Here is a 14,322-nt window from a genome sequence, read left to right as displayed (position 1 = left end):
TCACCAGCCGCCCGGCCGCCACTGCAGCTGCGCGTCGTGGGCCTGCAACCAGGCCTGCAGTGGTGCGGCGATGACCACGTCGGCGGCGGCCAGCAACTGCGGGCCATCGAAGATCAACGGCAGCTGCGCGCGTCGCCACGGCGCAAGATGTTCGCGTTGCAGGCAGTCTTTCAGCGCATGCGAATGCTGGCGACCCGGCAGCTGGATGCGCTCGCCGCCCACGCGTGCACGGACCTGCAGCGGGCGTTCAAAGGCAGCGATGCCCTGCAGGCGCAGCTGGCCACCGTCGGGCAGGGGCAGCGGTGCTCGCCCGTCCCATTCGGCCTGCCAGTCGTTCGGCAGCACGGGAAGCTGCACGGGCAGCAGGTAGGCATGGTCGCGCCATTGCTGGATCGCGTGATCGTGCCAGCGCACGCGTGCCTGGCGATCGTTATCGGCCGGCAGCAGTTCGTCCAGTGCCTGCTGCAGCACCGTGGCCGGAAGCGGCGCGGCACCGTGGCCTACCACCCAGGCACGCAGCACGCGCGCGGCGCGGCCCGGTGAGACCTGGCGCAGCAGCTGCAGCGACAGCACGCGCGGTGCCACTTCCAGGTGCGTGATCAGTTCGGCGTCTTCTTCATCCAGCAGGTCCCGCGTCTGCCTGCAATGCAACGCGCTGCCCGCCAATGCAGCGGCCGCATGTGGCCAGCGCTGGCGCAGCAGCGGCAGCACCTGCAGGCGCAGGAAATTGCGATCGGCGTGGTCATCGCCATTGCTGGGGTCCTCGATCCAGCGCAGTGCGTGCTGGCGGGCATGGTCGAGCAGGGTGCTGCGGGGCACCTGCAGCAGTGGTCGCCACAGACGGTGACCGTCGAGCAGGCTATCGGCTGACATCGCCGCAAGGCCGTCGATGCCGGAGCCACGCAAGGCGCGCAGCAGGAACGTTTCGGCCTGATCGTCCTGGTGCTGCGCCAGCGCCAGCGTTTCGCCCTCGCGCAGTTCGGCCGCGAACGCCGCCCGTCGTGCCTGCCGTGCCGCACCTTCGGGTCCCAGGCCTGTGTCGCTTTCGACCTGTACGCGGTGCACGGCCAGTTCGATGCCCAGTGCTATGCACTGTTGTTGGCAGTGCAGTACCCACTCGTCAGCTGCAGCTTGCAGGCCATGGTGGATGTGCACCGCGCGCAGCGGGGTACCGGAGGCCTGTGCGCAGCGCCACAACCAGTGCAGCAGCACGGTCGAGTCGACACCGCCGCTGTAGCCCACCAGTACGGGCGCATCCAGCGGAACAAGGGCAGGGAAGGCAGTCACGGCGGCAAGTATAGGGTTGGTCGGCAGGGCTGCGCCCTGCACCCGCAGACGCGCAAGCAACGGCAACGGCCGAAGCAACAGCAGAAGCGGGTTTCCTGAGGGTAGGCGGGGTGGGTCCGGTTGCGGGGGCCGCTGCAAGTACATCCATGTAAGCTCGGTCGCCGCATCCATGCGGCTCACGCCCCCGCAACCGGACCCACCCCGCCTTCGACAGTGTCCTGCGATCTGTTGGGCATGCTGATGGGGTCAGATCCGTTTTCCGCAGGAAAACGGATCTGACCCCGGATTCAATTCGATATCTGACGGATCTGATCCACGCATGGCGTGGATCTACCGGCCGCCGGAAAACTGTCGAAGGCGGGGCACTGTGGGTTTGCGGGGTGTGAGCCGCATGGATGCGGCGATCAAGGCTACATGGACGTACTTGCGCCGTCCCCGCAAACCCACAGTGCCCCGCCATCCCGCGGAATGCACGCTGTTGCTTCGGCTGTTGCCGTTGCGTCTGCAGGTGCAGGGCGCAGCCCTGCCGAAAACCTACTTCACTCGACGACCCTTGCGGTCGATGCGGAACCAGTCGCCGCCTTCCATCGGCGTGTGGCCATCGCCATCCGGCGTGCCACGCCGGCAGCCATTGCAGACTTCAGCCACGCCATCCTGGAATGGCCACGCAAAATCGAATGTGCCTGGTACCGTCTGCTGGAACTTCAGATCGAAGTAGGCCACGCGATTGCCAACGCGCCCGCGCAACAGGCCTTCCTGCGGTGTCTCCGGGCCGTTGTCCCAGGTGATCACCGGCAGGCTGCGACCCTTGCGGTTGACGTAGTGGAAGCCTTCGCCTGCGTACACCACGGCCAGGCCGTGATCGTCGTACGGCAGTTGCGCCAGGATGTCCCGGCTGATCTGCGGCCGGCCGTTGGCGACCTCGCAGCCCGGCAGCATCCAGAGACCATGCTCTTCGGTCATGACCTTGCAGGCCGGTCCCTGCGCCAACGCGCTGCCGCTGGCCAGCACGCCGAGCAGGACCAGCGACCGCGCGAGGCGGCCGCTGGAGGGGGCAGGGCGTGCCGGCCACATCATCACTTGGCCTCGGCCTTGCGCTCGAAGACGGTCGGCGCCGGCAACTGCACCGGCACGCCCTTGTCATCGCAGGTGCCGGCCTGGCACAGGCGCTCGCGCAGGGCCGGGGTGGCCTGCACGATCATGTGGTAGATCGCGTTCTGTTCCAGCGTGCCGCGGATCGCCTTGCTGCCGGGGCCGCGGGCCCAGATGCCGACGTCCTCGCCACCGTGCGATTCGGACTTCATCGGTACCAGCGCTTCCTGCATGTAATCGGGGTGCTCGGTATCGACCTCGCGCAGGTTCGGGCGGCCATTGGCCGGCTCGAACGTGCTGGGATTGTGCGGATAGCGTTTGGTGCCAGCCGGCTGCTGGTTGCTGCTGCCGGTGTGGCCCGGGCCGTTGGCGTAGCTCAGCGTGGTGTAGGGCTGGCCGGTGCCGTCCAGCGCGTAGTCCAGCTTGCCGGCGCCGTCTTCGCCGCCCTTGTCCTTCACCTTGCCCAGGATCGGGTTGCCGCGCGCCGGGTAGCCGACGAAGTTCAGGGTGTGCGAGTGGTCGGCGGTGACAATGATCAGGGTGTCATCGGCCGAAGTCAGTTCGTTGGCCACGCGCACGGCGTCGGACAGCGCCACGGTCTCGGTCAGCGCCCGGTAGGCGTTGCCGCTGTGGTTGGCGTGGTCGATGCGCGCGCCTTCGATCATCAGCACGTAGCCTTCCTGGTGCTTGGCCAGGTTCTTGATGGCTGCCGCCGTCAGTTCGGCCAGGCTCGGCTCACCGCCCGGATCCTGCGGGCGCTCGTACTCGTAGCGCATGTGGTCCGGCTCGAACAGGCCAAGGATGGCCGGCGCGTTGGTGGCGGCGGCCAGCTGCTTGCTGTTCCACACGTAGGCACCCTGCGGGTGCGCCTGCTGCCACTCCTGCACCAGACTGCGGCCGTCCAGGCGCTGGCCGACCTTGTCGTCGTACTCGGGATCGCGCTCTTCCACGGTGGTGAACTCACCACGGCCACCGCCAAGGGCGACCAGCGGGCCACGGCCATAGCGCGAGGTCGACAGCAGCTGCTGGGCGATGTCCTTGCAGCCGGCCGCCTTGGCCGCTTCGGTCAGGTCGGTGTCGTTTTCCCAGTTGCGCTCGGGCGAGTGCGCGTAGGTGGCGGCCGGAGTGGCATGGGTCAGGCGCGCGGTGGACACCACGCCGGTGGCCAGGCCGGCGCTGTCGGCCAGCTGCAGCCAGGTCAGCAGTCCCTTGGACAGGCTGTCGGCGCAGTCGGTGCGGGTGCCGGCGCTGACGCCGATCGCGCCCATGTGGGTCTTCACGCCGGTGGTGATGGCGGTCATGGTGCCGGCCGAATCCGGGGTCTGCGAATCGGTGTTGTAGGTCTTGCTGAAGGCCGTGGCCGGGAAGCGCTCCCAGGACAGCAGGTTCTCCTCGCCCGAGCCGCCCTTCTGCTGGCCTTCGTAGATGCGCGAGGCGGCTACGGTGGTCAGGCTCATGCCGTCGCCGAGGAACAGGATGACGTTTTTGGCCTTGCCGGACATCGCGCCGTTGGCTGCCGCCTGGGCGGCGCCGCTGCGGTACCACCACTGCGGGGTCTCGCCGGCCGGATGGGCGACAGGATCGACGGCGACCTTCAGGCCGGCCGGGGCGGACGCGGGGGTGGTGCTGGCGCAGGCGCCCAGCAGCAGGGTGGTGGCGCAGGCGGCCAACAGGGAGACGGAACGGCGCATGGACGCTGGGATCTCACAAACTGTAACGGGACGTTCATTATGCCCGCCCTCGCAAGGCACGCCGATGACACACTGATTTGCCCGCCCGGCGGTCGTTCTGCGGGCCGCCTTGGGCTATCGTGCCAGCATCCCTTCCTTCCCCTCTGGATTGCCTATGAAGCTGGTCTCTGCCTGGCTGCGGATTCCATTCTGGCAGCGCGTGGTCGGTGGCTTCGTGCTTGGCGCGCTGGCCGGCTGGGCGCTCGGCCCGGCTGCTGAAACCTGGTTCGGCCCGCTGGGCGAGCTGTACGTCACCCTGATCAAGATGATCGCGGTGCCGCTGGTGTTCTTCGCGGTCATCAACGCGATCTCGTCGCTGCACGGCCAGAAGTCGGTCGCCGCACTCAGTGGCCGCACCTTCCTGTGGTTCGTGATCACCGCCGCGCTGGCGGTCTGCGTCGGCCTGGGCGTGGGTACCGTGCTGCAGCCCGGCGCCGGTGGCCTGCAGCTGTCGATGGCCAGCAACTACGTGCCGCGCGAAGTGCCCAGCGTGGTGCAGGTACTGCTGGACGTGGTGCCGGCCAATGTCTTCTATGCGCTGTCCGGCATCGGCACCAAGGTCAATGCGGCCGGTGAGACCGTGCTGGCTGCCGGTCGCGGCTCGATCCTGCCGGTGATCTTCTTCGCGGGCCTGGTGGGCTTTGCGATCGTCAAGCTGGGCGAGAAGGTGACCGAGGCGCGTAAGCTGGTCGGGCAGATGAGCGACATCATGATCCAGGTGACGCGCTTCGTGCTGGAAGTCACCCCGATCGGTACCTTCGGCCTGATCGCCGGCCTGGTCGGCAGCTATGGCTTCGAGAAGCTGCTGCCACTGGGTCATTTCGTGCTGGCGCTGTACGTGGCCTGCGCGCTGCACATCGTGGTGGTCTACAGCGCACTGCTGCTGGCGCACGGCCTGAACCCGCTGAAGTTCTTCCGTGGGGCGGCGCCGGGCATGCAGGTGGCCTTCGTCAGTTCGTCCAGCTTCGCTGCGATGCCAGTGGCGCTGCGTTCGATCACCCACAACCTGGGCGTGAACAAGGACTACGGTTCGTTCGCGGTACCGCTGGGAGCCAGCATCAAGATGGATGGCTGCGGCGCGATCTACCCAGCGCTGTGCGCGGTGTTCATCGCGCAGTACAGCGGTGTGCCGCTGACCCCGGAACAGTACGTGGTGGTGCTGATCGCCTCGGTGCTGGGCAGCTTCGGCACCGCCGGTGTACCCGGCACGGCAGTGATCATGGCCACGGTGGTGCTGAGCGCAGCCAACCTGCCGCTGGAGACCATCGGCTACCTGTATGCCATCGACCGCATCCTCGACATGATGCGCACGATGACCAATGTGACGGGCCAGATGCTGGTGCCGGTGATCGTGGCCAAGGAAACCGGGCTGCTCGACCAGGCGGTGTATGACAACCCGTCCAGCAATGTGGGTGTGGACGATCCTGATCCAACACCGCCACGCGCCTGAGGTTGCGTTGAGATGAAAGGCCCGCCCTGACCGGCGGGCCTTTCGTTTGGGGGGGATGGCGGACGCGTTGCCGACCAAATCCAACACCGCCACGCGCCTGAGGTTGCGTTGAGATGAAAGGCCCGCCCTGACCGGCGGGCCTTTCGTTTGGGGGGGATGGCGGACGCGTTGCCGACCAAGGCGGCCCCCGGTAGATCCACGCCAAGCGTGGATGAAGGCAGTGCCGACCAAGGTCGGCACCCATCTGACAGAGGGTCGACCGGCATCTGCCTACCCGTCATTGCGGGCCCAACAAAAAAGCCGCTGCAGGGCAGCGGCTTCTTGTCTCTCAGGCGGCGCCGTGGCGCCAGCGAGGTCAGATCAGAGATCGACCCGGCGGGCCTGCATGAACTTGTTGCCCCAGTAGCCACTGAGCAGGGTATCCACGCGCACATCCTTGCCGGAGCTCGGGGCGTGCAGGAAGCGGCCATCACCGACGTAGATGCCGACGTGGTCGACGCGGCCCTTGCGGCCGAAGAACACCAGGTCACCAGCGGCCAGCGCGGTGCGGTCGTTGATCAGTTCGGCGTTGTCATCGTGGGCCATCTCGCGCGATACGCGCGGCAGCTCGATGCCCAGGGCCGAGCGGAACACGTAGCCGACCAGACCGCTGCAGTCGAAACCGCTGTCCGGGTTGCTGCCACCCCAACGGTACGGGGTGCCCAGCAGGGTCATCGCGCGGCGCAGCAGCGACTGCACCTTGCCGTTGTCGGCGGCGGTGCCGACAACGCTGCCATTGGCGGCGCTGCTGGTGTCGTAGTTGGCGAGCAGGCGGCTGAGGTCGCCGGCCACCACGGCCGAACGGTCCATCAGCGGAATGGTGTCATTGGCGGCCAGGTGCGGCAGCAGGGCGGCCAGCGTGGCACTGGCGGCGGCATCGACGCGGCTGCGCTGAGGAGCGGCAGCCTCGGCCTTGGCGGCCGGGCGGGCGGTGCTCTCGGCCGCGGGGGCCGGGGTCACATCGGAGCGGGAGGGAACAGTCTGCGACCAGGCCGGAAGGCTGGTCAGACACAGCGCCAGGCCCATCAGCAGAGGGCGGGCACTACGCGAAAATGCGGCGGTCTGGCCTTGGCACGTCTGGTCTTCAGTCGTCACGCGTCGGTCACAGGAAAAAACGATGGGGCATCATGCCCTGCGAACGCCTCTAAAAGTTAAAAATTCCGTTATAAAATCGTTATTTTGACGGTGATGGACGTCACAGTTTTGGACATATCGCCTGTTCAGTTTAGCGAAGAACACGTTTCGCGCCGGTGTAGTGGTCTTTCCAGTAGGGCCCGCTGAGCGAATCGAGACGAACCGTACCGCCGGTGCTCGGTGCGTGCACGAAGCGTCCTTCACCTACATAAATGCCGACATGGGTGACGCTGCCGCGGCTGCCGAAGAACACCAGGTCACCCGTGGCCAGGCGCTGCGGATCGATCTTCGGGCCCTGTACCGCGGCCAGGTCGCGCGAGGTCCGCGGCAGCTTCAGGTCCAGCATCTCGCGATAGACGTAGGCGACCAGTCCGCTGCAGTCGAAGCCCGAATCAGGCGTGTTGCCGCCATAGCGGTAAGGCGTGCCGACCAGGCTGATGGCGCGCATCAGCACCGAGTTGGCGGCCTCGGGATTGTCCGGCACCGTCTTCGGCCAGTTCGCCGAGGGCGGTGGTGGGGCCGGGCGCGTGGCCTTGCCGCCGCCACAAGCGGTCATCAACAGGGGCAGGGCCAGCAGCAGGGCCGGGGCGAGGAGCCGGCGCGGGCCGGACGAAACTGGCGTGATCTGCATGATCTCCGGATAATGCGCCACCTTGGATTGGCCGTCATGATGGCGGCGTCCCCGCCGGGCGACAACCCGCCCCAACCCGCCTGCCTCCGGCAGATCCATACAGAGTTGCGCATGAAGATCGAAAAAGACCGCGTTGTCCGCTTCCACTACACCGTTTCCGAAGCCGGCCAGGAGCCGATCGAATCGTCCAAGGACCGCGGCGAGCCGCTGGCGATCCTGATCGGCCACGGCAACATCATCCCGGGCCTGGAAAACGCCATGATGGACAAGGAAGCCGGCGCAACCTTCAATGTCGACGTCAAGGCGGCCGACGCCTACGGCGAGCGCCGTGACGGCCTGTCCCAGCGCGTGCCGAAGAAGCACTTCGGCAACACCAAGCTGGTCCCGGGCCAGCAGGTTGTGCTGCAGACCAACTTCGGCCCGCGTGCGGTGACCGTGCAGAAGGTCGGCATGAGCGTGGTCGACGTTGACCTGAACCACCCGATGGCCGGCAAGGACCTGCATTTCGACGTCGAGATCGTCGACGTGCGCGAAGCCGGCAAGGAAGAGCTCGACCACGGCCACGTCCACGGCGACGGTGGTCACCAGCACTGATCGCAGCGCGATCGTGATGGCTGCAACGGCCCGCTACGGCGGGCCGTTGCGTTTGTGGAACACGGCGCGGCCATCCATGGCGCGCAGGCCGGCGGCATAATGGCGGACCTGCCCGACGGATCCCCCGTGAACGCCGCTTCTCCTTCCCTGCAGCCGGTGGCTTCCGGCGAACGCATCGCGGTGCTGGACATGCTGCGCGGTGCCGCGCTGCTGGGCATCCTGCTGATGAACATCGAGGCCTTCAGCGGCCCGCTGGACCTGGCTTTCACCGGCATCGACACGCATTGGCAGGGCATCGACTACTGGGCCGATGCCTTCGTCTACGTGTTCGTGCAGGGCAAGTTCTTCACTCTGTTCTCGCTGCTGTTCGGCGCCGGCTTCGCGGTGATGTCACGGCGCGCTGAAGTGGCCGGGCGTGGGTTCACTCCGTTCTACCTGCGCCGCAGCGCCGGACTGCTGTTGATCGGCCTGTGCCATGCGCTGCTGGTCTGGTCCGGCGACATCCTGGTGATGTACGCATTGGTGTCGCTGCCGTTGCTGGCCTGCCGCGAGGCGCCGCGCAGCTGGCTGCCATGGATGGGCGTGATGCTCTATCTGGGCGGTGTGGCGATGATGCTGCTGGTCGGCGCGATGGTATCGATGGCCTCGGCCGAGGATGTGCAGAAAATGCTGGCTGAGGCGCAGCAGAGCATCAATCTGCAGCGGCAGGTGTACGGGCACGGCAGCTGGATGCAGGCCAACGTGCAGCGGTTGAGCGAGTTCGGCACGTCGATGGGTGCGCTGCTGATCACCGGCCCCGAAGTGCTGGGCATGTTCCTGATCGGCAGCTGGTTCGCCGGCAGCGGTGCGCTGGCGGCGCCGGAGCGCTTCCCGCGGCTGTACGCGGTGCTGCGCTGGATTGCGCTGCCGCTGGGCCTGCTGGTCACGGTACTGGGCGTTGCCTGGAAGCCGTACCTGGTGCCGGGTGCCTACGACCTGCCGGTGACAGCCGCGATGGCACTGGTGACGGTCGGCGGTCTGCTGATGTGCCTGGGCTACCTGGCGTGGATCGTGCGCTGGCGCACGCAGCTGGGTTGGCTGGCACCGGTCGGGCGCATGGCGCTGACCCATTACCTGGCGCAGTCGCTGGTCTGCACGCTCCTGTTCTATCACTACGGCCTGGGATGGTTCGAGGTGATGCCTCGCAGCGTGCAGCTGCTGTCGGCATTGCTGCTGTTCGCCAGCCAGGTGGTGATCAGCCATCTCTGGTTACGTCGGTTCCGTTTTGGTCCGATGGAATGGCTGTGGCGAGCGATGACCTACCGGCAATGGCCGGCGATGCGACGCGATGCCGGGCAGGGCTGATCGATGCCTGCCACACACGCCGTTGACCGTGATCGCCGCCGCCATCTGCGCAGCTGCCGCAGGTCATCGGTGGCGTCAGTTCACGTCTGGCCTGCAGTGGGCCGTGCCATGCTCGATATCAGCATGAGTGCCGGCACCGGCCGGCTGATCGCCGATCCTGTCTGCGACCGTCCACCCGCGATCGATCCTGCCCCCTACCGACCCGAGCGATTCCGATGAGCACTGCACCCTATGATTACGACCTGATCGTCCTTGGCGGCGGCTCCGCCGGCCTGGCTGGCGCGATCCGCGCCGCACAGCACGGCAAGCGTGTGGCGATGCTGGAGCCGGGCGAACTGGGCGGGACCTGCGTCAATGTCGGCTGCGTGCCGAAGAAGGCGATGTGGCTGGCAGCCGACCTGCACGAGCGCATCGGCCTGGCCAGTGCGATGGGCTTCGATGTAAAAGCGCGCCCGGCGCTTTCCTGGAAGGAACTGGTGATCCATCGCCAGGCCTACATCAGCAACATTCACACCAGCTACCACAAACGCCTGGATGAGACCGGCGTGGTGCGTATTCCGGCGCGTGGCCATCTGCTGGATGCGCACACCGTGGCCTGCAGCGACGGTGTGCGCTACAGCGCCGAGCACATCCTGATCGCCACCGGTGCGCACCCGTTGCGGCCCGACATTCCGGGTGCCGAACTGGGCCTGGTCTCCGACGATTTCTTCGATCTGCGCGCGGCACCTGCCGAGGTCGCGATCATCGGGGGTGGTTACATCGCGGTGGAACTGGCCGGCCTGCTGCAGGCGCTGGGCAGCCGCGTGAGCCTGCTGGTGCGCGGCAAGCGATTGCTGGAGCGCTTCGACTACGAGCTGACCGATCAGTTGGCCGAGAACCTGAAACAGCAGGGCGTGCGCATCCATTTCAACTACCGCCTGCGCGAACTGCAGCGCGATGGCGAACGGGTGCGTGCGTTCGGCCATGACGGTCCGCTCGACAACGTGTTCGATGCGGTGTTCTTTGCCACCGGGCGTCGCGGCAACAGCCGTGATCTGGGCCTGGAAGCGCTCGGCATCGGCATTGGCGAACACCAGCAGGTGCAGGTGGACGAATGGCAGACCACCAGCGTGCCGAGCGTGCACGCGGTGGGTGACATCGCCGGCAAGGTTGGCCTGACCCCGGTGGCGGTGGCCGCATCGCGGCGGCTGATGGACCGCCTGTTCGGTGGCCGCCCGCAGTCGAAGATGGATTACGAGAACGTGGCCAGCGTGGTGTTCTCGCACCCGCCGCTGGGCGCGGTGGGCATGAGCGAAGAAGACGCACGCGCAGGCTTCGACCAGGTGAGCGTTTACCACAGCCGTTTCCGCCCGATGCTGCAGGCGCTGGCCAATGGCACCCAGCGCAGCCTGTTCAAGATGGTCTGCGCCGGCCCGGAAGAACGCGTGGTCGGCATCCATCTGCTGGGCGAGGCCGCGGATGAGATCCTGCAGGGCTTCGCGGTGGCGGTGAAGATGGGCGCGACCAAGGCCCAGTTCGACGACACCGTGGCGATCCACCCGACCTCGGCCGAGGAAGTGGTGCTGATGCGCTGAGCCGGGCCGTTGTAGATACCGTGTCGCCCTCGCCTAGGCAAGGGCGACGTCAGGCTCAAAGGGTCGGCCACTTCTCAGTACGCCCCAAATCAGATGGATGAGCTTGCGCATCACTGCACACATGACGACCTTGAAGGGCTTGCCTTTCGCGCTGAGCCGGTCTGCAAAGGACTTCAGTGTGGGGTTGTGGGTCTTCCCGGTCAGCGCCGGCATGTACAGCTTTTTGCGGAAATTGGCGTCGCCGACGCGTGATATCCGGCATTTGCCTTCGTAGTTTCCTGATTGACGCTGGGCCGGATTCAGGCCCGCGTGGGCAACCACCTGGCGCACGTCGCTGTATTTGCTTAGATCCCCCAGCATGGCCAACAGCTGGGCACTGCTGGTGTTGCCTACACCGGGGATGCTGGTAAGCAGTTGATGACGCCGGCGCAGGTCCGGATCGTTATCGATATGGTCCTCAATCGCCTTCTGGACCTGCTTGATCTGCTCTTCCAACGTCCGGATCACATCCTTGATCCCTTGCTGGACCGAGATATCGGCAACGTCCAGGCGGTTGTGCTCCATCTGCAGCATTTCCTGGAGGTCATCTCGACGCCGTACCAAGGCGCGCAGCTTCACCTCCGAGGGCGTCGGTGGAACGTAGGGATACAGCTTTTCCGAGCGTTGTGCCTCAAAAAACCGGGCAATCAGCTTGGCGTCGCTGCGGTCAGTCTTGGTCCGCATCCCCTCCGCCTGCCCAAACGCCTTTACTCGGGCGGGATTGGCCACATGAACCACTACCCCCGCTTCCACCAGTGCTTGAGCCAAGGCCTCGTGATAGATGCCTGTAGCCTCCATACCTACCGCCGCGTTCGGCGCATGTTTGGCGCGCCAGGCCAGAAGCTCATCAAAACCCTTTGGCGTATTGGGGAGTTTGGCCTTGGTTCGATACTTGCCGTGAGATAGAGGCAGGGCGATGTCAAAAGTCGCCTTGGCTGCGTCGATGCCGATAAATTGCATGATTTCGCTCCAGCTTGAACTTACGATCGTGATCGGAAGCCGCCAGACTTGCCCTTGTGAGTACAGGCTCTCACCCGATGGCGGGCCTAAGATACCGTTCAAGTTCCATGGCGGTGTCAGGCCGCCGACGCGCTGAATCTACTTTGCAAGCTCGAAGGCTTAAGAGCCGAGGCAGCGTCATCGGAGCCTCCCGGGTCACCGGGGGATTGTGCCTGATCAGGGCACGATCCAAGACACAAGAGCCGAGCCATGCTCGGCTGCTTTTCGCCAGACATGGTGCAGCCGCGCGCGGGCTCGGCTCTACAGGGGATCGGACGCCTCCATGCGACAATGGCCGCCCCCACGCTTTCCCCAGCCGCTCCGCGCGGCCCGCCGTCGTCCTGATGTCCAACCCTGCTTCCCGTATCGCCACCGCTTCCCCGCGCATCGCGCTGGGTGGCATTGGTCTGGCCGCGATCGGCGCCATTGCCGCATCCGGCAAAGCGATCATCGTCAAGCTTGGCCTGCGCCACGGCGTTGACGCCACCACCTTGCTTGCCCTGCGCATGCTGATGGCACTGCCGCTGTTCGCATTGATGGCGCTGTGGGCCGCGCGCCGTGCCGCACCGCTGTCCTGGCGCGACCGTGCACGCGTGCTGTGGCTGGGCTTCACCGGCTACTACCTGTCCAGCCTGCTCGACTTCCAGGGGCTGCAGTACATCAGCGTGACCCTGGAACGATTGATCCTGTACTTGAACCCGACGCTGGTGCTGTTGATCAACGTGCTGCTGGCCCGCCAGCGACCCGGCCGCTGGCAGGTCGCTGCGCTGCTGCTGAGCTACATCGGCGTGCTGATCGCCTTTGGCCACGACCTGCAGCGTGAGGGCGGGCAGATCATCCTCGGCAGCCTGCTGGTGCTGGGCAGTGCACTCAGCTACGCGCTGTACCTGTTCGGCAGCGGCCAGGTGGTCGCGCGCATCGGCGCGGTGCGTTTGACTGCCTATGCCAGCTGCGTGGCCAGCGTGCTGGTGCTGCTGCACTTCGCCATCACCCATCCGCTGCCGCTGCTGTGGCAGGCACCGGCCCCGGTGCAGTGGCTGTCGCTGGTCAACGCCACCGTGTGTACCGTACTGCCGGTGCTGGCGATCATGCTGGCGGTGCAGCGCGTGGGTTCGTCGCTGGCCGCGCAGGTCGGTATGCTGGGCCCTGTTTCCACCATCGTGATGAGCCTATGGCTGCTCGACGAACCGATGGGGCCGGCACAGATCGCCGGCACCGTGCTGGTGCTGATCGGCGTACTGCTGGTGACCCGCCTGCGACGCTGACGCCGGAGCAGGCGCGTGCGCGCATCCTGGCGGTGATCCGTGCGATTCCGCCTGGCAAGGTGATGGGCTACGGCCAGGTGGCGATGCGTGCCGGCCTGCCTGGGCGCGCGCGGTTGACCGCACGCATCCTCGGCCAGAACGACGATCCAGACCTGCCCTGGCACCGCGTGCTGCGCTCGGATGGGCGCATTGCCATGGAAGAAGGGTCGGCCGGCTGGCGCGAGCAGTCGCAGCGGCTGCGTGCAGAGGGCGTGGTGGTCGAGAATGGCCGGGTGCGGATGCCGGCGACCGATCCGGTTGCAGCGCTGGATGCGGCCGTGTGGGGCCCCGGTTGAGCGCCGCTGGCGACTGAACAGGCCACGCCTGCCGGTCGCCAACAAGACACGGTGCTGCGGCTATGATGGAGGCCGTTCCATGCCGGTGCTCCCATGTTCCCGCGACTGCCTACCGTTACCAAGGCCCTGCTGATCGCCAACGCGATCCTGTTCCTGCTGCAGCAGCCGTTCCTGCTCGGCATGCAGACCTTCGAGCCGTTCATGCTGCAACCGTTGCAGCAGGGCTTCGACGCGTTCTCGCCGGGCGGTAACTTCCAGCCCTGGCAGCTGCTGACCTACGGCTTCCTGCATGGCAGCTTCGGCCATCTGTTCTTCAACATGCTGGCGGTCTTCATGTTCGGCGCGCCACTGGAGCAGACCTGGGGCGAAAAGCGCTTCCTGCTCTATTACCTGGTGTGCGTGGCCGGAGCCGGCGTCTGCCAGCTGCTGGTGGGGACGCTGCTGGAAAACCCGGCCACGGTGCTGGGTGCCTCCGGTGGCGTGTTCGGCCTGCTGCTGGCCTACGGCATGCTGTTCCCGAACCAGCGGGTGATGCTGCTGTTCCCACCCATTCCGATGAAGGCACGCACCTTCGTGATCCTGTTCGGCGTGGGCGAACTGGTGCTGGGCATGACCGGCTGGCAGCCGGGCGTGGCCCACTTCGCGCACCTTGGCGGCATGCTGTTCGGCTGGTTGCTGATCCGCTACTGGCGCGGGCAGCCGCCGTTCAACAAGCGTCGCCCGCCTGGCCCACCGAAGCGCCCGAACCATCTGCGCAGCGTGAAGTGAGGCGCGATGCGCCTCGCTTCACGCGGGTAGGTGCCAACCTT

At 66.4% G+C, this 14,322-nt stretch carries 13 protein-coding genes; 7 read left to right on the top strand and 6 right to left on the bottom strand.

Annotation, left to right across the window (positions count from 1 at the left end; genetic code table 11):
- The 3 genes from tilS to SMAL_RS14705 form a co-directional block, all read right to left on the bottom strand.
- Window positions 1–1,287: a tRNA lysidine(34) synthetase TilS gene (gene tilS / locus SMAL_RS14715; RefSeq protein ID WP_198283143.1), complete on the bottom strand. Its 1,287-nt coding sequence runs from the start codon at window positions 1,285–1,287 to the stop codon at window positions 1–3.
- 534 nt (window positions 1,288–1,821) lie between these two features.
- On the bottom strand, window positions 1,822–2,364 hold the full coding sequence (locus SMAL_RS14710) for a WG repeat-containing protein (protein ID WP_012511751.1): 543 nt from the start codon (window positions 2,362–2,364) through the stop codon (window positions 1,822–1,824).
- The gene (locus SMAL_RS14705) at window positions 2,364–4,070 is read right to left on the bottom strand and encodes an alkaline phosphatase (protein WP_012511750.1); all 1,707 of its coding nucleotides are present in this window, start codon (window positions 4,068–4,070) and stop codon (window positions 2,364–2,366) included. The genes SMAL_RS14710 and SMAL_RS14705 overlap by 1 nt, the downstream gene beginning before the upstream one ends.
- Before the next feature lie 154 nt (window positions 4,071–4,224).
- Here SMAL_RS14705 and SMAL_RS14700 point away from each other — a divergent pair, with 154 nt between their 5' ends.
- Window positions 4,225–5,559 (top strand): dicarboxylate/amino acid:cation symporter, encoded by a 1,335-nt coding sequence (locus tag SMAL_RS14700; RefSeq protein WP_006381938.1) that lies wholly within the window; start codon window positions 4,225–4,227, stop codon window positions 5,557–5,559.
- A gap of 360 nt (window positions 5,560–5,919) precedes the next feature.
- Here SMAL_RS14700 and SMAL_RS14695 read toward each other — a convergent pair whose 3' ends face one another.
- Both SMAL_RS14695 and SMAL_RS14690 read right to left on the bottom strand, forming a co-directional pair.
- Window positions 5,920–6,693 carry a C40 family peptidase gene (locus SMAL_RS14695; protein WP_041864571.1) on the bottom strand — a complete coding sequence of 258 codons (774 nt, stop codon included), beginning with the start codon at window positions 6,691–6,693 and terminating at the stop codon, window positions 5,920–5,922.
- Between the two features lie 130 nt (window positions 6,694–6,823).
- Window positions 6,824–7,363 (bottom strand): C40 family peptidase, encoded by a 540-nt coding sequence (locus SMAL_RS14690; RefSeq protein ID WP_012511748.1) that lies wholly within the window; start codon window positions 7,361–7,363, stop codon window positions 6,824–6,826.
- Window positions 7,364–7,474: 111 nt separating this feature from the next.
- Between SMAL_RS14690 and SMAL_RS14685 the strand changes: the two genes are divergently transcribed.
- From SMAL_RS14685 to gorA, 3 genes are all read left to right on the top strand, one after another.
- Entirely contained in the window at window positions 7,475–7,957 is a 483-nt protein-coding gene (locus SMAL_RS14685) for an FKBP-type peptidyl-prolyl cis-trans isomerase (RefSeq protein WP_012511747.1), read from the top strand.
- A 99-nt stretch (window positions 7,958–8,056) separates the two neighbouring features.
- On the top strand, window positions 8,057–9,301 hold the full coding sequence (locus SMAL_RS14680) for a DUF418 domain-containing protein (protein ID WP_012511746.1): 1,245 nt from the start codon (window positions 8,057–8,059) through the stop codon (window positions 9,299–9,301).
- A gap of 215 nt (window positions 9,302–9,516) precedes the next feature.
- Window positions 9,517–10,875 (top strand): glutathione-disulfide reductase, encoded by a 1,359-nt coding sequence (gene gorA, locus SMAL_RS14675; protein WP_012511745.1) that lies wholly within the window; start codon window positions 9,517–9,519, stop codon window positions 10,873–10,875.
- 33 nt (window positions 10,876–10,908) lie between these two features.
- Here gorA and SMAL_RS14670 read toward each other — a convergent pair whose 3' ends face one another.
- The gene (locus SMAL_RS14670) at window positions 10,909–11,874 is read right to left on the bottom strand and encodes an IS110-like element ISStma4 family transposase (protein ID WP_012510657.1); all 966 of its coding nucleotides are present in this window, start codon (window positions 11,872–11,874) and stop codon (window positions 10,909–10,911) included.
- A gap of 383 nt (window positions 11,875–12,257) precedes the next feature.
- Here SMAL_RS14670 and SMAL_RS14665 point away from each other — a divergent pair, with 383 nt between their 5' ends.
- From SMAL_RS14665 to SMAL_RS14655, 3 genes are all read left to right on the top strand, one after another.
- Window positions 12,258–13,178, top strand: a complete 921-nt coding sequence (locus SMAL_RS14665) for a DMT family transporter (RefSeq protein WP_006381748.1) — start codon at window positions 12,258–12,260, stop codon at window positions 13,176–13,178.
- A complete protein-coding gene (locus tag SMAL_RS14660; protein WP_232054081.1) occupies window positions 13,175–13,513 on the top strand; it encodes an MGMT family protein in 339 nt (112 codons plus the stop codon). The genes SMAL_RS14665 and SMAL_RS14660 overlap by 4 nt, the downstream gene beginning before the upstream one ends.
- A gap of 93 nt (window positions 13,514–13,606) precedes the next feature.
- Window positions 13,607–14,281, top strand: coding sequence for a rhomboid family intramembrane serine protease (locus SMAL_RS14655; protein WP_005410509.1), 675 nt, complete (start codon window positions 13,607–13,609; stop codon window positions 14,279–14,281).
- The last annotated feature ends 41 nt before the right edge of the window (window positions 14,282–14,322 follow it).

It is taken from the genome of Stenotrophomonas maltophilia R551-3 (genome assembly GCF_000020665.1).
GTDB classification, from domain to species: Bacteria; Pseudomonadota; Gammaproteobacteria; order Xanthomonadales; family Xanthomonadaceae; genus Stenotrophomonas; species Stenotrophomonas maltophilia_L.
Note: the sequence above shows the minus strand (reverse complement) of the source record. Positions and strands in the feature narration are given on the sequence as shown.